This window comes from Rhodopseudomonas sp. P1 (assembly GCF_039642825.1).
Taxonomy (GTDB): Bacteria; Pseudomonadota; Alphaproteobacteria; order Rhizobiales; family Xanthobacteraceae; genus Rhodopseudomonas; species Rhodopseudomonas palustris_H.
Map to the genome: position 1 here is coordinate 1,460,203 of NZ_CP088006.1, position 26,810 is coordinate 1,487,012.

A 26,810-nucleotide genomic window follows, 5' to 3' on the forward strand; every position below is an offset into this window, starting at 1 on the left:
TAGCCCGGATGCAGCGAAGCGAAATCCGGGATTTACGACAGGTCCCGGATTACGCTGCGCTCCATCCGGGCTACGCTCGCTGGCCGTAGCGCCGTAGCGCCGCAAGGGTGGGTTAGGCCCAATCGAACGCGACGGATTATGCTTTCGGCCAATCAGCCCCGCGTGCCCCGTTGCGTGACTTCCGCCTGCGCGTCATATTTGGGTTTTCGGGAGTGGATTATGGCGGATTCATTGAAGACGGACGTTCTCATAAAGCCTGATATGCGCGCAGTTCTTAGTCGAACTCATCTTGCGCACGATTTGCACGGCTTCCTACTGCCAGTTCTTGAGGCGATCTCTAACGCGATGGATGGCATTCACGCGCGCTTCGATCAGGACGATGAGAAAGCCGCGAGAGAGGGGGAAGTCAAAATCAGAATCAAAGATCCGAATGAGCCATCTAAAATTCTGGTCAGCGTGACCGATAATGGAGTTGGCTTAACGGATGACAATTACAGTAATTTTCGCACTCCATTCACAGGACACAAACTGAAGGAGAAGGGCCGGGGATTCGGACGATTTATCGCTTTCAAAGTTTTCGCCAGAATACTGTATTCCAGCCGATCAGAGTTTTTCGCAGCCGAGACAATTAGGTGTTTTAGATTCGATATCAATCAGGATCGCGAATTTCAATTCAATGACGGTTCTCCTGATTTCGAAGGTCCGGGGATGTGCGTCGAATACAATCAACCTCTTGCCGAATGGCATGACCTTATCCGAGGTATGAAACCGTCAGAAGCTCTCGATGAAATCGGAGCTCACTTTCTTCCCTATTTCTTGTATCGATGGCTTCCAAAGATTACTATTCAGTGGGGCGAAGGCGCTGCAGAGGACATAACTAGCCATTTCAGAAACGTCTTCGTCGAGTACGATCACGGGACATTCGAGTGCTCGATCGATGGGGTCTTGGAGACTCTCAATTATTCCTTGGCGCGAATTCCCCGTAGTTCGCGGTTCAAAAGTCACTGTTTACTCTTCTCTGCTGCTGATCGGATCGTTGGTTCTCCGCGTGATCTTAGTACAAAGCTCGGCGTGCCTTCCTTTGTGGATGAGAATGACGCCCGATATATCGTCATTGCGATAGTTAGAGGTGACGCGTTCGAACGTCGATTGAATGATGCTCGAACCAGTATCGATCTGGCGCCGAAAGTCGTTGAGGACATTGTTTCTAAGGTGAGCGATGTCGTTCAACGCAAAGAGAGTGTTCAGATTGACAAGATAAAAACGGAGCAATCGACGCAGCTCAATGTGGCTTTGAGAGAGAATCCAATATTGCGTCTGGGGTTACGTGGGAAGACTCTGAAAGAATATGTCGCCGTCAAGCCGAATCATTGGAAGGCTGAAGAATTCATTTCGGACTTGGCGATAGAAAGATACAGGGCGACAAACGACCTAACGAAGCAGATCGTAGCTGCGGCAAATAATCGTGACGATTATGAGAAGACAATAAAAGACCTAGTCGGAAGGTTGGACAAAGAAAAGAAGGAGGCGCTTGCAGAATATGTAATTCACCGGAAGCGAATACTTGAGCTTGTAGAGTCCGCGAGGAAGTACGGCGTCGATGAAAAGCGAGCTCCCGAAGATACTATTCATGATTTAGTATTTCGACGCTTTAGAGATGGTGCAAATACTGGATATTTTGAGCATAACCTTTGGCTAATCGACGATGCGCTAGCGTTTTTGCCGTATGTCTCCAGTGATCGCGCGATGCACGGCAGAGGGAGGAAGTCCGGTGATAAAGTCGCCGACCTGATTTTTTACGATGATAGCTTAATTCTAGGAGACGCCGACGGCTCGACAATAACGATTGTCGAGTTCAAGCGCCCCAGCCGTAATGATTATGCCTTCGGCGATATCAAGTCCGACCCCGTCCTCCAAGTGATAGAAACTTTGGAAAAAGCTACTGCAGCTGGCGGAATCTCCCGTACGGACGGATCGCACGTGTCGTTCACTTCAGTTGTTCGTCGCTTTGCATTTATCGTTGCCGACATAATGCCCACCTTCGTTCAAGTGCTCCGGAAGCATGACTTCCGAAACGATTGGAATCCCAAGATTTGGGTGCGTTATCGAGACAACGAAGAGATTCTAATTCAAGCGTTCGGATACGAAACGCTGGTTGACCTTGCGAAAAAGCGAAATCAGGCCTTCTTCTCAGTGCTGTTGGACGAATGAGCCGATGGGCCGAGGCGATCGGTCTCTTAGACGGCGACTTGGGATCTGCTTCAGCAATCCATCCAATGTATGTGAATTGTGTTAATATTCCTATTCATTCCAATCCGAGGAGCCGCTCGCGATCATCACTAGTCGCGGGGCGGGGTGCGGTGGACGCGGCAGCGTCGGCGCGGAGGAAGGCGGCAGGGGCCGCGAGGCAGGAGGTCTCCGCGCCGTCCAAACCACAGGGCGACGACGCATCTCCGCTGACAGCCGGAATCATGCAAAGCTGCACGCCGCACCCGCCTGTCCTTCCAGTTCCGCTTCCGCCATACTCGCCGCGACACGATCCGAATCCGTAGAGCCTGCTTTGGCGCGACTTAAAGTCTGGGACATCATTCATGCCACCCGGCGGCTGCGGTCGCTGGGGCTGCTCGGCGATCTGGCTGCGGTGGCGGCCACCGGGGCGGCGCTGCTGCTGCGGGTCGCGCTCGATCCCGCGCTGCCGCCTGGCTTTCCGTATCTGACGTTCTTTCCGGCCGTCGTTCTCACCGCGTTCTTCTTCGGGCTGCGGCCCGGCATCATCTGTGCGGTGCTGAGCGGGGTGGCGGCGTGGTATATCTTCATCCCGCCGTTCTTCAGCTTCGACCTGTCGTCGCCGACCACGATCGCGCTGGCGTTCTACGTGTTCATCGTCACGGTCGACATCGCGCTGATCCACATCATGCACCTGGCCGCGGCGCGGCTGCGGGCCGACGCCGAGGAGACCGCGCGGCTGTACGAGCAGCAGCGCACGATGTTTCAGGAGCTGCAGCACCGCGTCGCCAACAACATGCAGTTCGTCTCGGCGATGCTGCGGCTGTACGCCAAGCGCGCCGGCGACGATCCGGCCGCGATGCTGACGGCGCTCGACGACGCCCGGGTGCGGCTCGACGTCATGTCGCGAATCCACCGCCATCTGTACGACCCGGCCAACGTCACAAGGCCGGTCGGCGAGTTCTTTCAGGATCTGTGTGCCAATCTCGGCGACGCGGCGGGTGCCGGCGAGGTGCGATTCACGGTCGACATGCCGCCGGTGCAGTTCGATCTCACCAAGCTGACGCCGCTGTCGCTGATCGCCGTCGAGATCGTCACCAACGCGCTGAAGCACGCGTTTCCCGACGGCCACGGCACCATCGCGCTGCGGCTGGTGCAGGACGGCGACCGCATCGTCTTCACCATCGCCGACGACGGCAAGGGCATGACGCCGGCCGAGGCCCCCGGCGCTGGTAACAGCCTCGGCCTCAAGATCATCCACAACCTTGCCGCGCAGATCGGCGGCCGCATCACCTATGAGGTCGGCCCAGGCACCACCGCCCGGATCGAGTTCGACCACGCGGGGTAGAGCCGAACCGCCGCGCCGGTGCCGTTCGTTCGCGCACCGGCGGCGAGGGCGCATCCGGTAGAGATGTCTGGTGGAGGCGGCGTCGATCGATGATCGATACGATCGGCACCACAGCGTGAACCATTAGTGAAGCCTTCAGATCTGACTTGTATGTGGTTCAGTCGGCGCAGCCGCGTTCGGCGGTCGCTCGGAACGGCGGCTTGTTTCGGCGGAGATCACACCAAGCCCGATGCGCTTTCTCTGGAATCAGATTGCCACCAGCCTCAAGACGCGGTTTCTGGTCGTCACCGTCTGTGTGTTCGGGCTGGTCGCCGTGCCGGCCTATGTGGCGTTCGAATTTCTGACCCGTAAGACCGTGGTGGCGCTCGGCACGTTGTTCGCCGAGAAGCAGGTGCTGTTCGACCGCTACCGCGGCCTCGAGGCGCTGATCCGGGAGGTCTCGCTGGCCGAGACGGTCGCCCGGTCGCCGGCGGTGCGCGAATGGGCTCGCGACGAGGCCGATCCCGAGAAGGCCAAACGCGGGCTGGCCGAGCTCGAGCATTACCGGCTGTCGTTTCACGACAAGAGCTATTTCTTCGTCGTCGACCAGTCCGGCAATTACTACTTCAACGACGCCAAGAACGACTATTCCGGCAACCAGCTTCGCTATCAGGTCAAGCACGACAATCCGCGCGACGGCTGGTATTTCAAGACGATCGCGGCCGGACAGCCCTGCCAGCTCAACGTCGACCGCGACGACAACCTCGCCGTCACCAAGGTCTGGATCAACTGCGTCATCAGCGAGCAGGGCAAGATTCTCGGTGTGATCGGCACCGGCGTCGACCTCACCGAATTCATCCGCGAAGTGGTGGCGCTGCCGCAGACCGGCGTCACCAGCATGTTCGTCGATCATGCCGGCGCCATCCAGGCGCATCGCGATCCGCGGATGGTCGATTTCCACAGTCTCACCAAGGACACCAAGACCAAAAAGACGATCTTCCAGCAGGTCGACAGTCCCGCCGACGCTGCCGAACTCGCTGCCATGATGCGCCGCGTCTCCGCCGGCCCGGCGGCGGTCGAATCCCGCTTCATGAAAATCGGGGGGCGCGAGTTTCTGGTCGGGGTCGGCTATCTCGACCAGCTCGGCTGGTTCAACGTGACGCTGATGGACATCGACGCCATCATCGATCGCCACTTGTTCACCCCGATCGCGTTGTTGCTGATCGTGATGATGACGGCGGCAGTCGTGCTCGTCACCATTCTGTTCCGCCGGGTCGTGCTCGATCGGCTCGCCACCGTCGAGGCGGGCGCGCGGCGGGTCGAAGACGGCGACTTCGACAATATCGTCGTCGACCAAGGCAGCGACGAGATCGGCCGGCTGTCGCGCACCTTGTCGGGCATGGCGCACGCCGTGCGCGACCATACCCGCGTGCTCGAGGATCTGGTCGACGAGCGGACCGAGAAGCTGCGGCGTCTCGCCAATATCGATCTCTTGACCGAGATTCCCAACCGCCGCGGTTTCACCCAGGTGTTCGAACAGTGGCTGGCCGCCTCGCCCCTGGCGCCGCGGTCGGCCGGGCTGCTGCTGATCGATCTCGATGGCTTCAAGGACGTCAACGATGTGTTCGGCCATCTGGCCGGCGACCGGCTGCTGTGCGAAACCGCGCGGCGGCTGGCGCCGCTGCTCACCGAGCGGGACAGCTGCGGCCGCTGGGGCGGCGACGAGTTCGTCGTGCTGGTCGAGGATCGCGATGCGGACGCCCTGCGAGAGCTGTGCGCGCGGATGGTCGCCGCGATGAACGCCGCGCCGATCCGCTCCGACGACGGGCAGGACATCGCGCTGACGGTCTCGATCGGCGCCTGCCGGGTGGTCTCGGGCGGCTCGATCGACGCCGCCTTTGCCGAGGCCGATGCGGCGCTCTACGCCGCCAAGCGCGCCGGCCGCAACCGCTTCGTGCTGTTCGACTCGAGCGCCGGGTCGGCGCCTGACGCGGTGGCGACGGCGCAGGCCTGAGCCGGCATGCGGCTCAGGACGACGCTCGCGTCGTGGCTTGTTACTTGCCCTCGACGAACGCCCGGAAGCGGTCGGCCCAGGCCGGGTGCCAGCGCGACAGTGCGGGGCGGTTGTCGATGATATCGCCGGCCGCCCAGGCGATGCGGCGTTCGTCGAGGCTGCGGGGCACGTCGTTGTCCGGGCACAGGATGTAGAAGTCACCGTCGTCGAGCCGCGCCAGCATGAAGTCGACGGTCTGCTCGGCGGTCCAGGCGCCGGCTGGCTTCTCGCTGCGGCCGCGCGCGGTCAGCGCGGTGAAGACGAAGCCGGGGATCAAGAGATGCGCCGTCACTGCGCAGCCCTCGGTGGTGCGCAGCTCGTGCGCCAGCGCTTCGGTGTAGGCTTTCACGCCGGCCTTGGAAACATTGTAGGCCGGGTTGCCCGGCGGCGTGGTGATGCCCTGCTTGGAGCCGGTGTTGATGATCAGCCCCGGCCGGCCGCGCGCGATCATGTCCGGCGCGAAGATCTGCGAGCCGTGGATCACGCCCCACAGATTGACGGCCAGGATGCGCTCATAGGCCTCGCGCGGGCCGAGCGCGGTGCTCGGCGGCTCGATGCCGGCATTGTTCATCACCACGTCGACACCGCCGAACCGCGCGGTGACGGCGGCGCGCAGCGCTTCCAGCTGGTCGGGTTTGGCGACGTCGGTTTCCTTCGCCAGCACGTCGTCGGCGCCGCCGCCGGCGACATGCGCCAGCAGCTCGGCGGCGCGGGCGAGGTGATCGGCGTTCAGATCCGCGATCGCCACCTTCATGCCGGCCTGCAGAAACCGCTTGGCGGCCGCAAAGCCGATTCCCGATGCGCCGCCGGTGACCACGGCGACCTGATCCTTGGCGATGGCGGGATGCGGCATGGTGGTCTCCTCGAGACGGATGGCGATGCTCGGGAGATAAGCGCAGCGGCTGAGGACGCAAGCCGAGGGGCGCGCGGACTTTCATCGTCATTGCGAGCGAAGTAATCCAGCGACGCCGTGTACCTGGCTTCTGATCGCTTCGTCGCTTCGCGCCTCGCAAGGACGGGGAGCGCGCGACGCCAGACTGTTACCGCTTCTGCACGAACACCGTGCCGGCCGAATAGCCAGCGCCGAACGAGCAGATCAGGCCGAGGTCACCTGACGCCATGTCATCCTGGTGCTTGTGGAAGGCGATGATCGAGCCGGCCGACGAGGTGTTGGCGTAGTCGTCGAGAATGATGACGTTTTCGTCCCGCGTCGGATCGCGGCCCAGCACCTTGCGGCCGATGATCTCGTTCATGTTGATGTTGGCCTGGTGCAGCCACATCCGCTTCAGGCCGTGCGGATCGATGCCGATCTCGCGGGCGTGCTCGATGATCATCTCCGAGACCAGCGGCACCACTTCCTTGAACACCTTGCGGCCCTGCTGCACGAACAGCTTGTCGGCGTTGTCGCGGCCCTCGGGCCAGGCGCGGTTGAGGAAGCCGGCGTTGTTGCGGATGTTGTTGGAGAACTGCGTCTTCAGCTTGGTGCCGAGGATCGACCAGCCGCCCTCTGCATCGTCGGCGCGCTCGACGATCGCCGCCGTGGCAACGTCGCCGAAGATGAAGTGGCTGTCGCGGTCGCGGAAGTTGAGATGGCCGGAGCAGATCTCCGGATTGACCATCAGCACCGCATCGACCGAGCCGCCGCCGACGAAATCCGCCGCGGTCTTCAGCCCGAAGGTTGCCGACGAGCAGGCGACGTTCATGTCGAACGCGAAGCCGCCGAGGCCGAGCGCGTTCTGCACCTCGATCGCCATCGCCGGATAAGCGCGCTGCATGTTGGAGCAGGCGCACAGCACCGCGCCGATCCGTTCGCGCGGCTTGCCCCAGCGTTCGATCGCCTGTTCGGCCGCGGTCACCGCCATCTCGGCGAGGATCGACAGTTCGTCGTTGGAGCGCTCCGGAATGATCGGGCGCATGATCTCCGGATCGACGATGCCGGGCTTGGCCACCACGTAGCGCGACTTGATACCCGAGGCCTTCTCGATGAATTCCGAGGACGACGGCTGCAGCGGCTCGATCTCGCCGGCTTCGATCCGCGCTTTGTTCGCCGCGTTGAAGTTCGCCACATAGGTGTTGAACGCCTCCACCAGCTCGGCATTCGAAACGCTGTCGGGCGGAGTGTAGAGGCCGGTCGCGGCAATGACGGCAGGGCGCACGGAAAGCTCCAGGCTCAGTGGCTGAGTGAGAGGACCGCCGGCCAAGCGATCCGCCGCGCCCTGCCGGTATCCGACGCCGTTTCACCTGCGTCTGCTTTGACGCCGGACAAAAGGCGGAACTCGGCCGCATCGTCCGTTGGTCGGGAGCGGGGAGGCCGGCGGGGCGGGGCGCGCGGGCATCTCGGCCGGCGCGGGCAAAAGCGGTATGAAACGCCGCGCGGCGAAACACAAGCTCCATCGCAAGACGGATGGCGGCCGGCGCCGATCGGCGCCAAATTCCGCGCCGAGGATTGAGAACGATGGACGCACCCCACGGAAATCTGCTGAGCGCGCTGCCGCCCGCCGGCCCCGACGAAGTGCTCGACACCCTGCTGGCGCGCGGCGGCATCCGCGTCGAGCGCATCGTCTCGTTCGGCCAGTCGAGTCCGGATGGGTTCTGGTACGATCAGAGCGAAGACGAGTTCGTGGTGCTGCTGGCGGGCTCGGCCGTACTGAGGTTTGAAGACGGCGACCGCACCGTCGATCTCATCCCCGGCACTTGGATCGACATCCCGGCCCACTGCCGCCACCGCGTCGAAGCCACCGCGACCGACCAGCCGAGCGTATGGTTGACGATGTTCTGGCCGGCCGCGGTGAAGAGCACGTAGTTCGTAGCCCGGATGCGGCGAACCGGATCCGGGATTCAGGCGGATCGCAGCGTCAGCGTCTGTCGCGATCCATATGGAGACTGCTGGCGGAACTCTGAGGCCGCCGTTATGATCTCAGGCGTCATTTCATTTTTGAACTAATTAGTATCTGCGCAAAATTTCAATTCATTTCAAATGTGGTTCGATGTTCAATTTCGTCAAAGATGCCGTAAGGCAGTGGGCTGTCGATGTCTTCGCAAGTTCCGTCAAGCGACTGGGGAGTGCCGACGATCGCCTGCAGGCGATCCGGTGGCTCGGGCAATCGCGAGATATCGTTGCGAGCGACCTGAGTGTTTCGGACAAGATCAGGCGTCTCTCCGGTCTCGTCGACTCCCGTTCCGTGGTGAAGTTCGTTGCGGCTCGCGTCACTGAGGCAGTTCAGAATTACAGGCACTCGAATCTTCCTATCGCCGTGAAAGTTGCCATCCCGGCGACCCTGGCCGCTGTCCCTCTCGTTGGAGGTCAAGCCGCTGGACTGGCTGCATTCGGCGGTGCGATCGGCGTTCCAGTCCTCCTTCTGGTCTTCCTCGGCGCTGCTGGGATCACATCGATCATCGAGGCGATCATCAGGGATCCCGCGGCGCGGCCCGCGATCGCAGAGGTCATCGACATCATCATCAAGGATGAGCGTCTGCGCGAGACCAGCTGGAGAATGAAAGCCGCAATGCGTGAACGCCCGGTGGACCCGGTCCGGTTCGCGACACCCCAGGAAGGGGTCGGCATCCACGCCGCACTGCTGAAGATGGATCCCTTCCAGTTCGAACGCCACGTCATGAGCTTCTTTGAGAGCGCGGGATGCAAGTCATGGGTCACCCAGAGGTCCAACGACCTCGGCGTCGATGGATTTGCAGTCCACCCGAAAGGCCTCATCGTCACACAGTGCAAACGGAACGCGCCCGACAATCGGGTCGGGCGGCCCGTCGTGCAGCAGTTCAAGGGGGTCATCGAAGAGCAGAATGCCTACCACGGCTATATCGTGACGACGTCGTCATTCTCGGAAGAGGCGCGGCAATCCGCGGTGTTATCGGGCCGGATAACGCTGGTCGATTCCGGCGAGTTGGTATCTTGGCACTTCGAGGCTCCTCGCTTCGATTTGTAGGAGAAGCCGTAACCGCAGGGATACCCGTTGCTGGGTTCTGCCTGCCCCTCTCAATTCCGGGGCCTTGCTCTTCACCGCTCCCTGACAGCGTCTCATCTGTTGTGTTCCCCGCGGAACGATCATCCGTGCCTGCGATTACTCAGCGGGGCGCTGATCAACGACATGGAGAGCACATATGGCAGGCCAACTCGATGGCAAGCGCGTCGCTATTCTGGCTACCAACGGCTTCGAACAGTCGGAACTGGAAACCCCTCGCGACAAGCTGAAGGCGGCCGGAGCGCAGGTCGATATCGTCTCGCCGGAACAGGGCGAGATCAAAGGCTGGGACATGAAGGATTGGGGCCGGCCGGTGAAGGTTGACAAGCAGCTCGGCGCGGTGAAGGCCGACGATTACGACGCGATCGTGCTGCCCGGCGGCCAGATCAATCCGGACCTGCTGCGCGTCAATCCGGACGCGCTGAAGCTGATCAAGGCGTTCTATGATGCCGGCAAGCCGGTGGCGGCGGTGTGTCACGCGCCGTGGCTCCTGATCGAAACCGGCATCGCCAAGGGCAAGCGGATGACGTCTTACCACTCGATCAAGCAGGACGTGATCAACGCCGGCGCCAAGTGGGAGGATTCTCAGGTCGTCACCGACAACGGCCTGATCACCTCACGCAACCCGGGCGACCTCGAGGCGTTCTCGGCCAAGATCATCGAGGAGATCCGCGAAGGCAAACACCAGCGCCGCGCGGCCTGAGCTGGGAATGGGATGAGGCGGCGGCGTTCAGCCGCCGTTTCGCCACGGTGATCCGCAACAGTTCCGGGATGCCAATAAAAAACCGCGCCGATGGCTCATCGGCGCGGTTTTGATGCCAGAGGAGCCGCGATGGCGCGGGCCGTGCGGATCGGGAGAGGTGGAGCGCTGCGGCGCCGGAGGGCGCCGCAAGCTGCCGGCTCAGAGGCTGCCGTGCCGGCGCACTGCGCGGGCGCCATGCTCGGCGCGGACCGGAATCGCCTTGGCGCCGGGGATCAGTTCGATCGGCAATTCCAGCTTCTTGCCGCCCTTGCCGCCGCCGCGCAGATCGGTGCCCATCGCCATGATGGCCGAGCCCATCGCCGCCGACCCGAAGGTCACGACGAAGCCGAACAGCAGCAGGCCGAGCGCGGTGCCGGGCGAGTCGTCGGCGAAGATCAGATCGCGCAGATGGCCGGGGTTGAGATACAGCAGCCCGCCGAGCAGCAAAGCCGCGATCATCACACCGATCGCCAGATTGATCGCCAGCAGGCGAAACAGCGGTTGGCCCAGCAAGGCACTCCGGCGCGGCATGATGTTCTTCCCTTCGCTAACGATGGTTCGCCAGCTTGTCGCCAGCGTCCCTGGATTCGGGGCCGACTTGTCGGGTCAGATATGGCGCTGTTGGTCCCGCCTCGCAACCGCAAGTATGAAATGGTAGATTCGCGCGGTTGTCATAGCAATACGCATCAATACGCATTCAGGTTCGGTACGCCGTCCTTTCCGCTCGCCATTTCCCTTGCTTGGAGACACGATTCAGATGTTGAAGCTGCGCCTTGCTCTCGTCACCTGCGCCCTCGGCGGCGCGCTGCTGTCCACCGCGCCGGCGGAGGCCGCCCGCTGCGGCGGCGATTTCAATAGCTTCATTGCCAGCTTCTCTGCTGATGCAGCCCAGGCCGGAATTTCGCAGGGCGTGATTTCGCAGGCGCTCGGCGGCGTCACCGAGGACCCCGGCGTGCTGGCGTTCGACCGCCGCCAGCGTGGCACCTTCAACAAGAGCTTTGAGCAATACGTCTCGACCCGGGTCGGCGCCGGCCGCATCAAGGCCGGCCGCGCGATGCTGATGCGCCACGCCTCGCTGCTGTCGCGGATCGAGCGCCAGTTCGGCGTGCCGCCGCAGATCGTGGTGGCGATCTGGGGCCTGGAGACCGATTACGGCAAGGGCGACATGGGCAAGCTGCCGGTGTTCCGCGTACTGGCGACGCTGGCGCATGACTGCCGCCGGACCGAGCTGTTTCAGGGCGAACTGCTGGCGGCGTTGCAGATCCTGCAGCGCGGCGACCTGACGTTGCGCGATATGGTCGGTGCTTACGCCGGCGAAATCGGCCAGACCCAGTTCCTGCCGTCGTCCTACATCAAGTATGGCGTCGACTACGACGGCAACGGCCACGTCGACCTGCGCCACAGCGTGCCGGACGTGCTGGCCTCGACCGCCAATCTGCTGAAGAGCGCCGGTTGGAAGGCCGGCGGCTCCTATGAGGAAGGCTCGGCGAATTTCGAAGCGATGCGCGAATGGAATCGCGCGCTGGTGTATCGCAAGACGATCGCTTACTTCGCCGACAAGCTGATCGAGCAGTAAGCGCCCGGCAGATCCGGGCGCGCGGCATCGTCACTTCGATGTGGCGGCCCGGACCAGCTTGTTGATCTGATCGAGCGAGAAGTTCTGGCCGCCGATCGACAGTTTTGGCGGCGTCTGGGTGAGATCGACGGAGTCGATCGTGCCCTGGATCTGGGTGGAGACCGTGGCGGTCTTGCCCGACGCATCGGTGGCGACGATCGACAGCTTGTAGTTGCCGTCCGGCCATTGGGCGCCGTCGTTGCCGCGGCCGTCCCACTTGAACGCCTGATCCTTGCCGGCATTGATGGTGAACTTGCCGGAATACACCGTCTGGCCGGTGTCGCTCTGGATCGAAACCTGAGCGCTGACCGGCTTGTCGGTCGACAGCGACCAGATCGCATTGCCTTTGGTCATCTGCACCTTGCTGCCATCGACGATGGCGTTGGCGCCGACCAGGCTCATCGCTTGTGTCGCCTGTGCGGTGGTCTGCAGCTGCACCAGCGAGCTCAGCGACTCGTTGGACTTGAGCTGCTGTTCGATGCCGGCGAACTGCACCAGCTGCTGGGTGAACTGGTTGGTGTCCAGCGGGTCGGTCGGGTTCTGGTTCTTGAGCTGCGTCGTCAGCAGCGTCAGGAAGGTCTGGAAATTGTCCGCGATGCCCGGGGTAGAGCTGGTCTTGGACTTGGCGCTGTCGGCGGAGTAGTTCGGATTCGGGGCCGAGTACGGCGTAGTCGCGGTTGTGTAATCGACGGACATGCGCGTTGCTCCTCAGATTCGAATATCGACGCCGCCGCTCGTACCGAGCATGCGGCCGTAGCCGCGGCTCGCGACCGGCGTGGGCGGCAGTTCGTCCTGCGAAATCACCAGCCGCTGCGACCTGCGGCCGCTCTCCTGCTGCTGGCCCTGCTGACCGGACGAGGACTGGTCACGCAGGCTGAACTGCAGGCCGCCGTCGCCGGTCTTCAAACCGGCGTCGTCGAGCGCGCGCTGCAACTGGGTCTGATCCTGGCGCAGCATCTGCAGCGTCTCGGGCTTCTCCACCGTCAGATGCGACGTCACCTGGCCGTGACGATCGACATCGATCCGCACGTCGATGCGGCCGAGTTCGGCCGGATCGAGACGGATGTCGAAGCGGGTCGCGCCGCCCTTGGCGCGGGTGGCGATCTCGACGGCGAGCCCTTCGACCGGCACCGGCGCGTTGGCGGCGTTGGTCGCGGTGAGCTGCGAGGCGGCGGCCGCATTGACGCCGGTGGTGGCCGCCGGCTGCAGATGCTGGGGCACCGCGATCGGCGTCTGCGGCAGCATGGTGTTGGCATCGGCCTGCGCCTGGGCTTGCGGCAGCGCCGCGTCCGGCTTCAGGTGCGAGGCGCCGGCCTTCGGCGGCGCATCGTCGCCCGCGCCAGCGAGCGCGTGGGCGAGTTTCGCGTCTCCGGCCGGCTGGCCATCGGGTGTGGTCTGGCCGGGCTGCGGCGGCACCGGCGTTCCGGTGGTGGCATTGGCGGTTGCAGCCTGAGCGGCCGCGGCCTGCGCGGTCGTCGGGGTGGTGGCCTCGCCCTTGGTGTCCGACTTGGCGGTCGCGTCGGTCTTGGCGCCCGCCTTGGCGTCGGCCTTGGCGCCGTTGGCCTGGGCTGCCAGTGCGGCGAGTTTCGGATCGGCCGCAACGCCGGTCTGGGTCGCCTCGGCGGTCCCCGTCTGGTCGGCGGGAGCGGTCTGAGTCGTCGTCGTGCCGGCATCGGCCTTGGCCTTCAGCGCCGCGGCGGCGGCGATCGCCAGTGGCGTGCCGTTCGCGCTTCCGGCGGCGTCGCCCTCGGCGTTCGGGGTGGTCGCGGTGGTCGTGACCTGGGCGGTGATCAGCGCGGCCGCATTCGGCGTGATCGTCACCGGCGGGGTCGCGCTGGCGTCCTTGCTGTCGGTCTGGTCGGCGCCCTTGGCGTCGGCGTCCTTGGCGGCGCCGGCAAGTTTGTCGTCCTTGGCCGACTTGGTGTTGTCCGTCTTATCGCTCTTCGTCGTACCGGTCTTGTCGCCGCCGGTGGTGTCGGTGGTCTTGGCGTCCGGCTTGGCCTGATCGGACGACGCGGCGTTATCGGCGCGGCGGGAGTCGTCGTTGGTGTCGCGGGAACGGCTGCGATCGGTCGCATCGCTCCGGTCGGTGCGGGAACTGCGGCTGCTGCCGCGGTCGTCCGAGGCGCTGCTCGAGGACCGGGTGTCCGGCTTCGGCGCCGAGCTGGCCTTGTCGTAGGCAGCGGTATTGCTGTCCACGAGCGCGGCGAAATTGTCCGTATGCGACGAACGCTCGTTGCGCGCCTGGGTGCGAGGCGCGGGGGCGGGCGTGCTGGCTGCGACGTCTGGCGATGCGTTGACCACGGGCAATCTCTCACTCTTCAGTCCAAAGCACCTTCAGCAAGGACCGGGCCAAACAAAAGAATGAGTGAATCCAGATGGTTGGCGTCTGCAAGGGGAGGGCGGAACCGGGCTTTGCCACGCTATTTCTGCCGCTGCGGCAGAATTTGCCGCGGCCGCGGCCCGCAAAACCGGGCCGCTGCGATTGCGCCTCCGGGAGGCGGCCTATATTAAAAGCATGCATCACCGAGGTTTGCGGAATTGGCCCTGCCGCTTCCGGACATTGCGGAAGGATGACCGCGCGGCGGACGCCGGTCGCAGCTTATGACTGAACCAATGCTCAACAGTCTGGATCTCGAAGGCCGGCCGCAGGACACCCGCGTCGTGGTCGCGATGTCCGGCGGCGTGGATTCCTCGACGACTGCCGCGCTGCTCAAGGCGCAGGGCTATGACGTCGTCGGCATCACGCTGCAGCTCTACGATCATGGCGAGGCGATCCATCGCAAGGGCGCCTGCTGCGCCGGTCAGGATATTCACGACGCCCGCGCGGTCGCCGAGCGGATCGGGATTCCGCATTACGTGCTCGACTATGAAAGCCGGTTTCGCGAGTCGGTGATCGACAGCTTTGCCGACAGCTACGCCTCTGGCGAGACGCCGGTGCCGTGCATCGAGTGCAACCGCTCGGTCAAATTCCGCGACCTGCTTGCGACCGCGCGCGAGCTTGGCGCCTCGGCGCTGGCGACCGGTCACTATGTGTCGTCGCGGCGGCTCGATGACGGATCGCGGGCGCTGGTCTGCGCCGCCGATCGCGACCGCGACCAGAGCTACTTCCTGTTCGCCACCACGCGCGAGCAGCTGCAATTCCTGCGCTTCCCGCTCGGCGACATGACCAAGCCGCAGACCCGCGAGCTGGCGCGGCAGTTCGACCTGTCAGTCGCCGATAAGCACGACAGCCAGGACATCTGCTTCGTGCCGACCGGGCGCTACACCGACGTGGTCGAGCGGCTGAAGCCGAACGCGATGGAGCCGGGCGACATCGTCGATGTCGACGGCCGCGTGCTCGGCCAGCATCCCGGCATCGTGCATTTCACCGTCGGCCAGCGCCGCGGTCTCGGCATCGCATCGCGCTCGCCGCTTTACGTGCTGCGGCTCGACGCAGCGCGTCGGCAGGTCGTGGTCGGCCCGCGCGAAGCGCTGCTGATGGACCGCATCGTGCTGCGCGACATCAACTGGATCGGCGACGGGGCACTCGACGATGTGATCGGCGACGGCCTGGAGCTGTTCGTCCGGGTGCGCTCGACGCGCGCGCCGCAGCCGGCCTGGCTGCGCGCGGCGAACGGTGGCTACGAGGTCGAACTCGTGGTCGGCGAGGAGGGCGTGTCGCCGGGGCAGGCCTGCGTGTTCTACGACGCGGCCGAGGGCCAGGCCCGCGTGCTCGGCGGCGGCTTCATCAAGAGCGCTGCGCCGCGCCGGTTCGAAGGCGGGCGCGAGCAAATCGAGGCGCCGGCGCTGGCCGCCGTGCGCGGCTAAAGGATTTTCGGGGCAGAGTATGGCGAACGACATCGATCGCGCGGGCGTGGCGAAAGCCTACGCGCGCTGGGCGCCGATTTACGATCTGGTTTTCGGCAAAGTGTTCGACAGCGGCCGGCAATCGACCATCGCGGTGGCCGATGCGATCGGCGGTCGGGTGCTCGACGTCGGCGTCGGCACCGGGCTGTCGCTGTCGGATTATTCCAAGACCACGCGGCTGTGCGGCGTCGATATCTCCGAGCCGATGCTGCGCAAGGCGCATGAGCGCGTCCGCACGCTGAACCTCAGCAATGTCGATGTGCTCGCCGTGATGGACGCCAAGAACCTGGCGTTTCCAGCCGATTACTTCGACGCCGTCGTGGCGCAATACGTCATCACCGCGGTGCCGGACCCGGAAGCCACGCTGGACGATTTCGTCCGCGTGCTGAAGCCGGGCGGCGAGCTGATCCTGGTCAACCACATCGGCGCCGAAAGCGGGCCCCGCAAGCTGTTCGAGCTGGCGTTCTCGCCGATCGCGCGCCGGCTCGGATGGCGGCCCGAGTTCCCGTGGCAGCGGCTGGTGAACTGGGCGGCGCGCAACCGCGGCGTGGAACTCGCAGAGCGCCGGCCGATGCCGCCGATGGGCCATTTCTCGCTGATCCGCTATCGCAAACTGTGACCGTGTGACACCGGAACGTGACCCGCGTCACCACGTTGTCCGGGCATGATGTCGAAACTGACCATCGCGCTCGGATGCCTGGCCCTGGCGGCCGCGCCAGCGGCGGCCCAGGCGCCGCCCAAGCCGCCGACCACCACGGCGCCTTCGGCGACCGAATGCTCGCCGCATGCCACCGCCAATCCTCCCGGCACGGCCGCTCCAGGTGCCACCACCGGCCAGACCCAGCAGCCGCTTGGCGACAAGCTCGCTAAGACCGATGGCGTGCTTTGCCCGCCGACTGGCGTCGATCCGGAAATCCGTGCACCGACCCCGGACGTCGGCAAAACCCCGGTGATTCCGCCGCCGGGCAGCCCGGGCGGCGATCCGACGGTCCGTCCCAAATAGCCGTATCGGCAAGTTTTCCCGCCCTGTCCGGCATTGCTTGACAGGGCAACCCGCGCCTCCTTATATGCCGCGCGTTCGCATCGCCTTCACTCGCAAGGCCGACGGCGAACCACCGTGGCGGGGTAGCTCAGCTGGTTAGAGCACGGGAATCATAATCCTGGGGTCGGGGGTTCAAGTCCCTCTCCCGCTACCACATTCTCCTGACATCACTGGAACGCCCCTTCGAGACGGACAAAACCGTCTTCGAGGATTTGGCATGCTGATGGCGGACGATGAGCTCGTCGTGCAGACGTCCTCTCGACCGTGGTCCGCGACTTCGGAATCCAGATCAGCGCTCTCCAGATCAGTGTTGCTTTGCGTCTCGACTTACCCAACAAGGCTTTTGATGTAAGCCCTCCATCCGCCGAATGCCGAGATGTCGGTTGCGCCTTTCAGGCCTTCGGCTTCAACGATGAAGCCCTTCGGCGTGGTGCCATCAGACAGGCGCGTGGTGCCGATGCCGAGCGGGGCGGGGATGCCGGCGACGAAGCTGCCGAAGCCTTCGGCGGAGATCGCCCAGACCTCTGTGGCGATCGGGACGCCTTCGCCGGCCGCGACGCGCAGCAGGCCGGGCCGGAACGGTGGGCCGCCTTGTAGCGCGAACAGCTTGTAGTCGGGCGCGGTGGCGACCGCGCGCAGGAAACGCGCGCCGCGGCTGGTGAGTTCGTGATTGAGCGGCATGCCGGAGAGATGTGCGCCGACCACGACCAGCTCGATCTCGTTTGCAGCCGCAGATGTCGAAGCCTCAGTGGCAGGCGGCACCTTGGTGCTGCTGGCGCCCACGGACACCTCGCTTGCGGCGTGAAGGCGCTGGCCGAGCGCGGCGAGCAGACTGTCGCGGCCGGAGGGTGCAATCAGCGTGACGCCGGACGGAAAGCCATCGGCGCGGAAGCGGCTCGGCACGGCCAGCGCGCAGAGGTCGAGCAGATTGACGAAATTGGTGTAGGTGCCGAGCTCGCTGTTGGGGCCGATCGGATCGGCCTCCAAATCTGCGACCGTGCGCGGACGCGGATAAGTCGGCACCATCAGCACGTCGATGCTGCTCCAGATCGCATCCGCGGCGCGGCGCAGCTCTGCCAGCTGATACAGCCCGGCGAACGCATCGGCGGCACTGAACGCCGTCGCAGACCCGATGATCTTCCGCGTCACCGGATGCAGCAGCTCCGGGGTGGTCTCGATCACCTGACGGATCGCCTGATAGCGCTCAGCGACCCACGGCCCGCTGTAGAGCAGGCTGGCGACTTCGAACAACGGCGACATATCAACTGCACGAGCGGGTGCAGACACCACCGTCGCAAGGTCTATCACCGCAAGATCGAACGCCCGTTCGGACGGCAGGTCGCCGGCGAATTTGCGGCTGGCCGTGTCCGGCACACCGACGCGCAGACCGGGCGGCAAAGCCGCAGGCTTGGCAGCTGCGCTGGGATGCGGCCGCGACCAGGGATCGGCGCGGTCGAACGTCGCCATGACGCGATAGATCGCGTGGGCGTCGTCGACCGTGCCGGCAAACACCGAGATCGTGTCCAGGGTCCGGCACGCCGGCACCATGCCGCGCGACGACACGCTGCCGAGTGATGGCTTGAGCCCGACGATGTTGTTGAGCGCAGCCGGCACGCGGCCGGAGCCTGCGGTGTCGGTGCCGAGCGCGAACGTGACCAGGCCATGCGACACTGCGACCGCCGAGCCGCTGCTTGATCCGCCCGGGACGTAGCGCGGATCGATCGCGTTGCGCGGCACCGGATAGGGCGTGCGGACGCCGACCAGCCCGGTCGCGAACTGATCGAGATTGGTCTTGCCGATCAAAATTGCGCCGGCATCGAGCAGACGCTGAACCGCAAACGCGGTTTCGCTCGGCGTGTAGGCGAAGCCGGGGCAGGCGGCCGTGGTCGGAAGGCCCGCGACGTCGATGTTGTCCTTCACCGCAAACGGCACGCCCCACAGCGGCTTGGTAACGGGATCGAACGATCCGAGCGCAGCAGCGGCGGCGAGAACATCATGCTCCGGCCGCAGCGTGATGAAGTTGCCGGGATCGGCCACGGCTTCGATCCGGCGATACGTCGCCGCAATGATTTCTGCCGGAGAGGCGCCGGCCGCATAAGCTGCGTGCAGCGTTGCGATCGTTGGGAAGGAGACGGGAGCAGCCGACATCACACTTCCTCCAGCGCGCAGATCAAGTCGCCAGCGCGCAGCGTCTGCCCCGGCTTGGCGTTGAGCGCCCTGACGATGCCGCGCGCGGTCGCCGGAATAGCGATCTCCATCTTCATCGACTCGATTACTGCGAGGGTCTGGCCGATCTCGACGTGCTCGCCCGGCTCGACGGTGAGCTTCCAGACGTTGCCCGGCGCTTCGGTGAACTGGCCGACGCAGCCGTCCGGCACGTCGCCGCCGGAGCCGAGCGCTGCCGCGGTGTCGTCCTCCACCACTTCGTCGAGCTTGGCGTCTCGCCAGCGCTGGCGTTCGGCCTCGAACGCGGATTGCTGGCGGGTCTTGAACGCCGTGATGCCGTCGGCTTCGCGCGCCAGGAACGCCTTGTAGTCGGCGTAGGAGAATGTCGTCTCTTCGATCTTGAGCGGATATCCGCCGTGCGGAAACGCGGCGCGGGCGTCGAGCAGTTCTTCCGGCGTCACCGGGAAGAATCGGATCTGGTCGAAGAACCGCAGCAGCCAGGGATGGCCGGGCTTGAACACTTCGGTGCTGCGCCAGGTGTTCCAGACCTGGATGGTGCGGCCGAACAGCTGATAACCACCGGGGCCTTCCATGCCATAGATACACATATAGGCGCCGCCGATGCCGACGGCGTTCTCCGGCGTCCAGGTGCGGGCCGGATTGTACTTGGTGGTGACTAGGCGATGCCGCGGATCGACCGGGGTGGCGACCGGCGCGCCGAGATAGACGTCGCCAAGGCCGAGCACGAGGTAGTTCGCGTCGAACACGATGCGCTTGACGTCGTCCTCGCTGGCAAGGCCGTTGATGCGGCGGATGAACTCGATGTTGGACGGGCACCACGGTGCATCCGGCCGTACCAGCTCCTGATACTTGCGCATCGCCAGCACCGCCTGCGGATCGTTCCACGACAGCGGCAGATGAATGATGCGGCTTGGCACCGCCATCGCTTCGACCGAGGGCAGTTCGCGCTCGATCCTCGCCAGCGCGTCGAGCAGCTTGCGGCGTGGCATCACCGCGCTGTCGTAGTGGATCTGCAGCGAGCGGATTCCGGGCGTGAGATCGATGATCCCGGGCAGCTTCGCTTTCTCCATCGCCTCGGCGAGCACATGCACCCGCAGCCGCAGCGCGATGTCGAGCTCCATCGGGCCATATTCGACCAGCAGATTGTCGTCGCCGGCGCGGCGATACACCACCGGGATCTCGCCATCGTCACGGCGGCCGACGATCGCCGAGCCGAGCTCGGCAGCCGCGCTGATCACGGTCGGCCCCGCGACCGGATCATCGGCGCGCGTCACCGGCACGAAGCGGAGCTTGTCGCCGGGCTTGAGCTGACCGACCTTCCACAATTCGTCGCGCGCCACCACGGCCGGACAGACGAAGCCGCCGAGGCTCGGGCCGTCGGGGCCGAGGATGATCGGCATGTCGCCGGTGAAGTCGATCGCGCCGACCGCGTAAGCATTGTCGTGGATGTTGGAGGGGTGCAGGCCCGCTTCGCCGCCGTCGGCACGGGCCCATTGCGGCTTCGGTCCGATCAGCCGCACGCCGGTGCGGGCGCTGTTGAAGTGGACTTCATAGTCCGAGGAAAACAGCGTCGCGATATCGTCGTCCCGGAAGAAGTCGGGAGCGCCGTGCGGGCCGTAGATCACGCCGATCTGCCAGGTTCGCGTCAGAGCAGGCCGCTCCTCATCGGTGAGCGCACGCGGCTCCGCGACCGGCGAGATCGAGCCGAAATGCAGCACGTCGCCGGCCTTCAGCGCGCCGGTGGCATGGCCGCCGAACGCGCCGAGCGTGAACACCGCGCGGGAGCCGAACACTTCAGGCGCATCGAAGCCGCCGCGGATGGCGAGATAGCAGCGCTGACCCGCGCCCTCGATCTTGCCGATCGCCAGCACCTGGCCAGCGCGCACTGCGATCGGTGCATCATTGCCGACCGCCAAACCGTCGAGCTTCGCCGTCATGGAGGCGCCGCACAGCGCCACCACGGCGTCGGCGTTGAAGCGCAGCGTCGGGCCGCTGACGGTGAGTTCGAACGCCGCGGTGGTTTCCGGATTGCCGACGATCCGGTTGGCGAGGCGGAACGAGCGCTCGTCCATCGGTCCGCTCGGCGGCACGCCGACGTGCCACAGATGCAGCCGGCCCGGCAGCTCCTGCAGGCCCGACTGCGCGCCGGGCGCCACCACGTCGATGGTGGGCGCCGCGAAGCTGAAATCGGCCAGCACCTTGGTGGCGACCTTGCCGCTGCGGAACAGATCAGACGCGGCGATCGCGCGCAGATAATCGAGATTGGTCTCGATCCCGGCCACGGTGGCCGTGGTGAGCGCGCCGATCATCTTGTCGATCGCGGCGTCGCGGTCGGCGGCGTGAACGATCAGCTTCGCCAGCATCGGATCGTAGAACGGCGTCACCTCGTCGCCGGTTTCGATCCAGCCGTCGATGCGGGCGTCATCCGGAAACGCCACCTGGGTCAATCGGCCGGCCGAGGGCCGGAAGCCGGCACCGGGATTTTCGGCATACAGCCGCACTTCGATCGCCGCGCCTTGCGGCGGACGCGGTGTGTAGGTCGCAAGCGGGCTGTCGCCGGCAGCCTGGCACACCATCCATTCGACCAGATCGACCCCGAACACCGCTTCGGTGACCGGATGCTCGACTTGCAGGCGGGTGTTGACTTCGAGGAAATAGAATTCGTCGCGGGCGACGTCGTAGATGAATTCGACGGTGCCGGCGGATTCGTAGGCGACGCTCTGGCCGAGCGCGACTGCGGCCTGATGCAGCCGCGCACGCATCTCATCCGAGATGCCGGGCGCCGGGGTCTCCTCCACGACCTTCTGGTTGCGCCGCTGCAGCGAACAGTCGCGCTCACCGAGCGCGATCACGTTGCCCTGGCCGTCGCCGAAGATCTGCACTTCGATATGCCGGGCGTCAGCGACGAAACGCTCGAGATACACCCGCGCGTCGCCGAAGCTGGCGCGGGCGGTGCGCTGCACGGTGGCGAAGCGCTCGCGCAGCGTTGCCTCGTCGTGGCAGAGCTGCATGCCGATGCCGCCGCCGCCCGCCGTGCTCTTCAGCATCAGCGGAAAGCCGATGCGGCCTGCGGCCTCGAGTGCTTCGTCGATGCTGTCGATCAGCCCGGTGCCGGGCAGCAGCGGAACGTTGCTGGCTTGCGCCAGTTCGCGCGCACGGTGCTTCAGGCCGAACGCCTCGAGATGTTCGGGGCGCGGACCGATGAAGGCGATGCCGTGCTGCTTCAGCCGCTCGGCGAAGCCGCGGTTTTCCGACAGGAAGCCGTAGCCGGGATGCACCGCCTGCGCGCCGGTGGTGAGGCAGGCCTCGATCACGGCGTCGACGTTGAGATAGCTGTCGCTGGCGGCGTCGCCGCCGACCCGCACCGCTTCGTCGGCCTCGCGCACCGGGCGGGTGAACCGGTCGGCGTCCGAATAGATCGCGACCGATGCGATCCCCATTTGGCGCAAGGTGCGGCCGATCCGCCCGGCGATCTCGCCGCGGTTGGCAATCAGAACTTTGCTGAACATGATCAGTCCTCGCCTGCCTCGTAGATCACCACCTGGATCGGCGTCGGGAAGAAGCCGTTGCAGGGATTGTTGACCTGCGGACAGTTCGAGATCAGGCACAGCACGTCCATCTCGGCGACCATCTCGACGTAGTCGCCGGGCTTGGAGACGCCGTCGACCACGGTGAAATTGCCGTCGGGATCGAGCGGCACGTTCATGAAGAAGTTCAGATTCGGCACGATGTCGCGCTTCGACAGGCCATGCTTGGCAGCTTCCAGCACGAAGTTCTCGCGGCAGGCGTGCAGATACTTGGTCTGATGCCCGAACCGCACGGTGTTGCTCTCGCACGAGCAGGCGCCGGCGGAGGTGTCGTGCAGGCCGCAGCTGTCGGCGACCATGCGCAGCATGGTGCGGCCCTCGGTGGACATGATCCGCGTGCCGGTGGTGACGTAGGCCGAGCCCTGGGCTCGTAGTGTGTCCTGGCCGCTGTAGCGTTCGCCATGATCGTCGGCGGCGTAGAACAGAGTGTCGACCGCCTGCTGGCCGTGGCTGTCGACGATGCGCAGCGTCTGGCCCTTCCGGATGATCGCAGACCACGGCACGCGCGCCGGGATCTCGGTGTCGAGCACGATGCGGGCGGAAGCGGGAATCGCGGTCATGCTCAGGCCCTCCCTGCGGCGCCAGCGAGATAGAAGGCGTTGTTTTCGAACGCACGCTTGGCTTCGAGCGATACGGTGCGGCACAGATCGTCGGAAGCGGGCTGAGGTGCCTGGTAGCGAATGAGGTCGATGTCGCCCGGTGCGTAACTCGGCGATGGATCGAGCGGGTGCGGACAGTTCGACACCGCGATCAGCAGGTCGAGCTCGGCACGCAGGTCGACGAAGTCGCCCTTGTGGCGACGCTCGCCGTGCCATTCGAACCGGCCCTGCGAGTCGACGGCGACCGGTGCGAAGAATCCGATCGACGGATGCACGTCACGGCGATCGAGCCCGAGCTTGCCGGCGGCGAGCACGAAGTTGTCGCGGGTGTTGCGGAAACTGCCGGAGCCGTAGCGGGCCGCATTGGTCGCGGCGTTGGAGCCGCCCACCATGGTGTCGTGTGCGCCGCTGGTGTCCTCGATGATCGACAGTAGCGCTCGGCCCATGTCGGAGAGGATCACACGGCCTTTGCGCAAGGACGCCGCCCACTGCACCTTGATGGTGTCGGCGTGGTTCAGCCGCTCGCTCGGATCGAGCGCATTCCAGGCCTGGATGCTGACGCAGGACGTGCCGCTGGTGTTGACGATTCGCAGCGCTTCGCCGCGGCCGAGCTTGGTCACGTAGTACCAGCCACCCGGCACGGTCTCGCGATGAATGATTGCCTCGGCGGCGATCGGCGCGCCGTCGCGCGGCGTCGGCGGCGGCAGGGCCTTCGGCGCCTGCTGCTGACCCAGCGCCTTATGCTGTTCGTAGCGCCGGCGGTTGGCCTCGACTTCGGCCTTCTCTTGCTCGGTCAGGATCATGCTGTCCTCACGGTGAACAAATGCCGGGTCGTCCCGGCTCATGCTCCCTGTGCGGCCGGGTCGTCCCGGTCGGAGCGGATGGGATGGTCGGTGCGCGGCTGCGCGACGCGCCGCGGGAAGATTTCGAGATCGCGGGAAATCGTCGCGCCGTAGCGCTCGCGTTCCTCGGGACGGTTGCGATTGCGTTCGAAGGCGATCACCCGCGTCGCCAGGCTGAAGGCCTCGGACAGATCGTGCGTGACCATCACCACGGTGAGCTCGGTCTCGTTCCACAGCCGCTTCATCAGCACGTGGATGTCGGCGCGGATGCCGGGGTCGAGCGCGCCGAACGGCTCGTCGAGCAGCAGTATCTTCGGGCCGCGCATGATCGCCTGCGCCAGCGCCAGCCGCTGCTGCATTCCGCCGGACAGCGCGGACGGATATTTGCTCTCGTGGCCCTTCAGCCCGACCTCGTCGAGCAGCGCCATCGCCTGCTCGGTCGCCTCGCGCCGCGCCCGGCCGAACAGCCGGCCGAGCAGACGCGACTGCTGCAGCTCGCGGCCGAGCAGCACGTTGTCGAGCACGGTGAGATGCGGAAACACCGAATAGCGCTGGAACACCACGCCGCGATCGGCGTCGGGTTCGCTCGGCATCGGCTGGCCATCGATCAGGATCTGGCCGCGGGTCGGCGTCTCCTCGCCGAGCAGCATGCGCAGGAAGGTGGTCTTGCCGCAGCCTGAAGGCCCGACCAGCGCGACGAACGCGCGCGGCGCGACGTCGAGCGTGATCCGCTCCAGCACGATGTGGTCGCCGTACTCTTTCCAGACGTTGTCGAAACGGATCGCGCTCATTCCGCCCTCACCGCGGCGAACCAGGGGAAGGCTTTGCGCTGGATCAGTCGCAACGCCAGGTCCATCAAGAAGGCGAGCAGCGTGATCCACACCACGTAGGGGATGATCACGTCCATCGCCAAATAGCGCCGCACCAGGAAGATGCGATAGCCGAGCCCTGAGTCCGAGGCGATCGCTTCGGCGGCGATCAGGAACAGCCAGGCCGGTCCGAGTTGCAGGCGCAGCGAGTCGATCAGTCGCGGCAGGATCTGCGGCAGCACCACACGCAGCGCAATCTGCCAGGTCGAGGCACCGAGCGTCTGCGCCTTGATCAGTTGTTCGCGCGGCAGTTCGAGCACCTTCATCGACAGGTCACGGATGATGCAGGGCAGCGTGCCGATCACGATCAGCGCGATCTTGGAGTTCTCACCGAGACCCATCACGATGAACAGGATCGGCAGCAGCGCCAGCGGCGGCACCATCGAGGTCACCGACACGAAAGAGCCGAGCAGGGCATTCGCGGCCGGCAGCAGGCCGATCACGATGCCGAAAACGAGCGCCAGCGAGGTCGAGATCGCCAGCGCCGCGCCCAGCCGTTCGAGACTCGCCAGCGTGTCCGACCACAGCAGATAGCTGCCGGTGCGGGCGTCGACCTGGAAGGCCATCTGCTTGACCGCCTGGCCCATGCTGGACAGCGCCGGCAGCAGCTTGTCGTTGGGATTCTCCGCCAGCCGCGCGCCGGAGCCCAGCAGATACGCAATGATCACCAGCACGAACGGCAGCGCCGCCATGTAGATGGCGAGTTGCCGTCCAGGCCTGATGTTCACCCATCGCATCGTCGTGCTCCGGCTTGGCTTGTGACGTGATCGCTTACAGCTTGCCGGCCGCGGCGGCGTTCATGAAGCTCGGGTCGAACCGCAGCTTCACGTTGGCCTTGTCGCCGAGCACGCTCTTGTCCGCGAGTTCGATGCCGACGGCATCGGCCGACTTCGCACCCTTGCCGAGCAGATCCTTGTCGAACAGGAATTTGCGGACGCGGTCCATAGTGCTGCCGATCGCGGCGCTCTTGGTGAAGGCTTCGGCGTCGGCGGCCTTGCTGAACAGCTTGGTCGAGGCGAGCTGGCTTTCGAAGCCGGCCAGATCGGTGCCGGACGCCTTCGCCATCGCTTCCTTGGCGGCCTTGGCGTCGGCGCCTTCCGCTGTCATCTTCGCCATGGTCTCGTACCAGATCCCGACCAGCGCCTTGGCGAAGTTCGGATTGTCCTTCACCACCGCGGTGTTGGCGACCATCAGATCCATGATTTCACCGGGGATCTGGGAGGAGTCGAACACCTTGTGGGCGTCAGGCGAGGCGAGGATTTCAGAGACGATCGGATTCCAGGTCACCACCGCGGTGACGTCGGCGGTTTTGTAGGCGGCGGCGAGGTCGGCGTCGGAGGTGTTGACCACCTTGACGTCCTTCTCGCTCAGCTTGTTGGATTCGAGCGCGCGCGCCAGCAGATAGTGCGACACCGAGAACTCGACCAGATTGACCTTCTGGCCCTTGATCGCGGCGAAATCCTTCTTGTCCTTCAGGATCACCGCGTCGTTGCCGTTGGAGAAGTCGCCGACGATCACCGCGGTGGTGTCGACGCCGCCGGCGGCGGGAATCGACAGCGCGTCCATGTTGGTGATGGTCACCGCGTCATAGGAGCCCGCGGTGTATTGGTTGATCGACTCGACGTAGTCGTTGAACTGCTTCACCTCGATGGTGATGCCGTATTTGTCCGCCCACTTCTTCACGATGCCGGTGTCGGCGGCATAACCCCAGGGCATCCAGCCGACATAGATCGACCAGGCGACCTTGAAGTCTTTCTTGGGGGCGGCGGAGGCTCCGGCGACGCTCAGCGCGACGATGGAGCCAGCAAGGATCAGAGAAGATAGGAAACGAGTCTTCCGCATCGGATCATTCCTCAGAATCTGGTCGCGATGAGGAATTGACGTGGACCATCGTT

The 26,810-nt window shown here is 64.8% G+C and carries 22 protein-coding genes and 1 tRNA gene; 11 read left to right on the forward strand and 12 right to left on the reverse strand.

Annotated elements, in window-relative coordinates; all coding sequences use genetic code 11:
• The first annotated feature begins 219 nt into the window (after positions 1-219).
• From LRC39_RS06885 to LRC39_RS06895, 3 genes are all read left to right on the forward strand, one after another.
• Positions 220-2,211 (forward strand): ATP-binding protein, encoded by a 1,992-nt coding sequence (locus tag LRC39_RS06885; RefSeq protein ID WP_346296751.1) that lies wholly within the window; start codon positions 220-222, stop codon positions 2,209-2,211.
• Positions 2,212-2,560: 349 nt separating this feature from the next.
• Positions 2,561-3,574, forward strand: a complete 1,014-nt coding sequence (locus LRC39_RS06890) for a sensor histidine kinase (protein WP_346296752.1) — start codon at positions 2,561-2,563, stop codon at positions 3,572-3,574.
• Positions 3,575-3,803: 229 nt separating this feature from the next.
• Positions 3,804-5,567 (forward strand): sensor domain-containing diguanylate cyclase, encoded by a 1,764-nt coding sequence (locus LRC39_RS06895; protein WP_346296753.1) that lies wholly within the window; start codon positions 3,804-3,806, stop codon positions 5,565-5,567.
• Between the two features lie 40 nt (positions 5,568-5,607).
• Here the strand turns inward: LRC39_RS06895 and LRC39_RS06900 are convergent, their stop codons facing one another.
• Together LRC39_RS06900 and LRC39_RS06905 are read right to left on the reverse strand one after the other, a co-directional pair.
• Positions 5,608-6,459, reverse strand: coding sequence for an SDR family NAD(P)-dependent oxidoreductase (locus LRC39_RS06900; RefSeq protein ID WP_264075860.1), 852 nt, complete (start codon positions 6,457-6,459; stop codon positions 5,608-5,610).
• 187 nt (positions 6,460-6,646) lie between these two features.
• Positions 6,647-7,762, reverse strand: a complete 1,116-nt coding sequence (locus tag LRC39_RS06905; RefSeq protein ID WP_346296754.1) for a beta-ketoacyl-ACP synthase III — start codon at positions 7,760-7,762, stop codon at positions 6,647-6,649.
• 299 nt (positions 7,763-8,061) lie between these two features.
• Here LRC39_RS06905 and LRC39_RS06910 point away from each other — a divergent pair, with 299 nt between their 5' ends.
• The 3 genes from LRC39_RS06910 to LRC39_RS06920 all read left to right on the forward strand — a co-directional run bounded on the left by LRC39_RS06910 (position 8,062) and on the right by LRC39_RS06920 (position 10,286).
• Positions 8,062-8,409: a cupin gene (locus LRC39_RS06910; RefSeq protein ID WP_107354615.1), complete on the forward strand. Its 348-nt coding sequence runs from the start codon at positions 8,062-8,064 to the stop codon at positions 8,407-8,409.
• Between the two features lie 184 nt (positions 8,410-8,593).
• A complete protein-coding gene (locus LRC39_RS06915; RefSeq protein WP_346296755.1) occupies positions 8,594-9,547 on the forward strand; it encodes a restriction endonuclease in 954 nt (317 codons plus the stop codon).
• Between the two features lie 175 nt (positions 9,548-9,722).
• Entirely contained in the window at positions 9,723-10,286 is a 564-nt protein-coding gene (locus LRC39_RS06920; protein ID WP_107343438.1) for a type 1 glutamine amidotransferase domain-containing protein, read from the forward strand.
• A gap of 198 nt (positions 10,287-10,484) precedes the next feature.
• Here the strand turns inward: LRC39_RS06920 and LRC39_RS06925 are convergent, their stop codons facing one another.
• Positions 10,485-10,856 carry a hypothetical protein gene (locus LRC39_RS06925; RefSeq protein WP_107354619.1) on the reverse strand — a complete coding sequence of 124 codons (372 nt, stop codon included), beginning with the start codon at positions 10,854-10,856 and terminating at the stop codon, positions 10,485-10,487.
• A gap of 226 nt (positions 10,857-11,082) precedes the next feature.
• Here LRC39_RS06925 and LRC39_RS06930 point away from each other — a divergent pair, with 226 nt between their 5' ends.
• A complete protein-coding gene (locus tag LRC39_RS06930; protein WP_011156867.1) occupies positions 11,083-11,901 on the forward strand; it encodes a lytic murein transglycosylase in 819 nt (272 codons plus the stop codon).
• A 30-nt stretch (positions 11,902-11,931) separates the two neighbouring features.
• Here LRC39_RS06930 and LRC39_RS06935 read toward each other — a convergent pair whose 3' ends face one another.
• Entirely contained in the window at positions 11,932-12,636 is a 705-nt protein-coding gene (locus LRC39_RS06935; RefSeq protein ID WP_346296756.1) for a flagellar hook capping FlgD N-terminal domain-containing protein, read from the reverse strand.
• Positions 12,637-12,648: 12 nt separating this feature from the next.
• Positions 12,649-14,244, reverse strand: a complete 1,596-nt coding sequence (locus tag LRC39_RS06940) for a flagellar hook-length control protein FliK (RefSeq protein WP_346296757.1) — start codon at positions 14,242-14,244, stop codon at positions 12,649-12,651.
• 312 nt (positions 14,245-14,556) lie between these two features.
• Here LRC39_RS06940 and mnmA point away from each other — a divergent pair, with 312 nt between their 5' ends.
• The 4 genes from mnmA to LRC39_RS06960 all read left to right on the forward strand — a co-directional run bounded on the left by mnmA (position 14,557) and on the right by LRC39_RS06960 (position 16,985).
• Positions 14,557-15,750 carry a tRNA 2-thiouridine(34) synthase MnmA gene (mnmA, locus tag LRC39_RS06945; RefSeq protein WP_346296758.1) on the forward strand — a complete coding sequence of 398 codons (1,194 nt, stop codon included), beginning with the start codon at positions 14,557-14,559 and terminating at the stop codon, positions 15,748-15,750.
• Positions 15,751-15,769: 19 nt separating this feature from the next.
• Complete coding sequence (locus LRC39_RS06950) at positions 15,770-16,408, forward strand: class I SAM-dependent methyltransferase (protein ID WP_107354623.1); 639 nt, start codon at positions 15,770-15,772, stop codon at positions 16,406-16,408.
• Between the two features lie 45 nt (positions 16,409-16,453).
• Positions 16,454-16,792 carry a hypothetical protein gene (locus LRC39_RS06955; protein WP_346296759.1) on the forward strand — a complete coding sequence of 113 codons (339 nt, stop codon included), beginning with the start codon at positions 16,454-16,456 and terminating at the stop codon, positions 16,790-16,792.
• A gap of 116 nt (positions 16,793-16,908) precedes the next feature.
• A tRNA-Met gene (locus tag LRC39_RS06960) sits at positions 16,909-16,985 on the forward strand.
• Positions 16,986-17,158: 173 nt separating this feature from the next.
• Here the strand turns inward: LRC39_RS06960 and atzF are convergent.
• From atzF to LRC39_RS06995, 7 genes are read right to left on the reverse strand one after another with little or no spacing between them, the layout of a single operon-like run.
• Positions 17,159-18,979, reverse strand: coding sequence for an allophanate hydrolase (gene atzF, locus LRC39_RS06965; RefSeq protein ID WP_346296760.1), 1,821 nt, complete (start codon positions 18,977-18,979; stop codon positions 17,159-17,161).
• Positions 18,979-22,527 (reverse strand): urea carboxylase, encoded by a 3,549-nt coding sequence (uca, locus tag LRC39_RS06970; RefSeq protein ID WP_346296761.1) that lies wholly within the window; start codon positions 22,525-22,527, stop codon positions 18,979-18,981. The genes atzF and uca overlap by 1 nt, the downstream gene beginning before the upstream one ends.
• A 2-nt stretch (positions 22,528-22,529) precedes the next feature.
• Positions 22,530-23,165: an urea amidolyase associated protein UAAP2 gene (locus tag LRC39_RS06975; protein ID WP_011156969.1), complete on the reverse strand. Its 636-nt coding sequence runs from the start codon at positions 23,163-23,165 to the stop codon at positions 22,530-22,532.
• A 2-nt stretch (positions 23,166-23,167) separates the two neighbouring features.
• Complete coding sequence (locus LRC39_RS06980) at positions 23,168-24,007, reverse strand: urea amidolyase associated protein UAAP1 (RefSeq protein ID WP_346296762.1); 840 nt, start codon at positions 24,005-24,007, stop codon at positions 23,168-23,170.
• Positions 24,008-24,045: 38 nt separating this feature from the next.
• A complete protein-coding gene (locus tag LRC39_RS06985; RefSeq protein ID WP_346296763.1) occupies positions 24,046-24,837 on the reverse strand; it encodes an ABC transporter ATP-binding protein in 792 nt (263 codons plus the stop codon).
• Positions 24,834-25,652, reverse strand: a complete 819-nt coding sequence (locus LRC39_RS06990; protein WP_011156972.1) for an ABC transporter permease — start codon at positions 25,650-25,652, stop codon at positions 24,834-24,836. Before LRC39_RS06990 ends, LRC39_RS06985 begins: the two co-directional genes overlap by 4 nt.
• A 34-nt stretch (positions 25,653-25,686) precedes the next feature.
• Positions 25,687-26,757 carry a putative urea ABC transporter substrate-binding protein gene (locus tag LRC39_RS06995; RefSeq protein WP_012495048.1) on the reverse strand — a complete coding sequence of 357 codons (1,071 nt, stop codon included), beginning with the start codon at positions 26,755-26,757 and terminating at the stop codon, positions 25,687-25,689.
• Positions 26,758-26,810 lie beyond the last annotated feature (53 nt).

Coding starts and splice junctions, on each gene's coding strand:
- LRC39_RS06885 (WP_346296751.1), top strand. CDS start 220: ATGGCGGATTCATTGAAGACGGACGTTCTCATAAAGCCTGATATGCGC.
- LRC39_RS06895 (WP_346296753.1), top strand. CDS start 3,804: ATGCGCTTTCTCTGGAATCAGATTGCCACCAGCCTCAAGACGCGGTTT.
- LRC39_RS06900 (WP_264075860.1), bottom strand. CDS start 6,459: ATGCCGCATCCCGCCATCGCCAAGGATCAGGTCGCCGTGGTCACCGGC.
- LRC39_RS06910 (WP_107354615.1), top strand. CDS start 8,062: ATGGACGCACCCCACGGAAATCTGCTGAGCGCGCTGCCGCCCGCCGGC.
- LRC39_RS06915 (WP_346296755.1), top strand. CDS start 8,594: ATGTTCAATTTCGTCAAAGATGCCGTAAGGCAGTGGGCTGTCGATGTC.
- LRC39_RS06920 (WP_107343438.1), top strand. CDS start 9,723: ATGGCAGGCCAACTCGATGGCAAGCGCGTCGCTATTCTGGCTACCAAC.
- LRC39_RS06925 (WP_107354619.1), bottom strand. CDS start 10,856: ATGCCGCGCCGGAGTGCCTTGCTGGGCCAACCGCTGTTTCGCCTGCTG.
- LRC39_RS06930 (WP_011156867.1), top strand. CDS start 11,083: ATGTTGAAGCTGCGCCTTGCTCTCGTCACCTGCGCCCTCGGCGGCGCG.
- LRC39_RS06935 (WP_346296756.1), bottom strand. CDS start 12,636: ATGTCCGTCGATTACACAACCGCGACTACGCCGTACTCGGCCCCGAAT.
- mnmA (WP_346296758.1), top strand. CDS start 14,557: ATGCTCAACAGTCTGGATCTCGAAGGCCGGCCGCAGGACACCCGCGTC.
- LRC39_RS06950 (WP_107354623.1), top strand. CDS start 15,770: ATGGCGAACGACATCGATCGCGCGGGCGTGGCGAAAGCCTACGCGCGC.
- LRC39_RS06955 (WP_346296759.1), top strand. CDS start 16,454: ATGATGTCGAAACTGACCATCGCGCTCGGATGCCTGGCCCTGGCGGCC.
- atzF (WP_346296760.1), bottom strand. CDS start 18,979: ATGTCGGCTGCTCCCGTCTCCTTCCCAACGATCGCAACGCTGCACGCA.
- uca (WP_346296761.1), bottom strand. CDS start 22,527: ATGTTCAGCAAAGTTCTGATTGCCAACCGCGGCGAGATCGCCGGGCGG.
- LRC39_RS06975 (WP_011156969.1), bottom strand. CDS start 23,165: ATGACCGCGATTCCCGCTTCCGCCCGCATCGTGCTCGACACCGAGATC.
- LRC39_RS06980 (WP_346296762.1), bottom strand. CDS start 24,007: ATGATCCTGACCGAGCAAGAGAAGGCCGAAGTCGAGGCCAACCGCCGG.
- LRC39_RS06985 (WP_346296763.1), bottom strand. CDS start 24,837: ATGAGCGCGATCCGTTTCGACAACGTCTGGAAAGAGTACGGCGACCAC.
- LRC39_RS06990 (WP_011156972.1), bottom strand. CDS start 25,652: ATGCGATGGGTGAACATCAGGCCTGGACGGCAACTCGCCATCTACATG.
- LRC39_RS06995 (WP_012495048.1), bottom strand. CDS start 26,757: ATGCGGAAGACTCGTTTCCTATCTTCTCTGATCCTTGCTGGCTCCATC.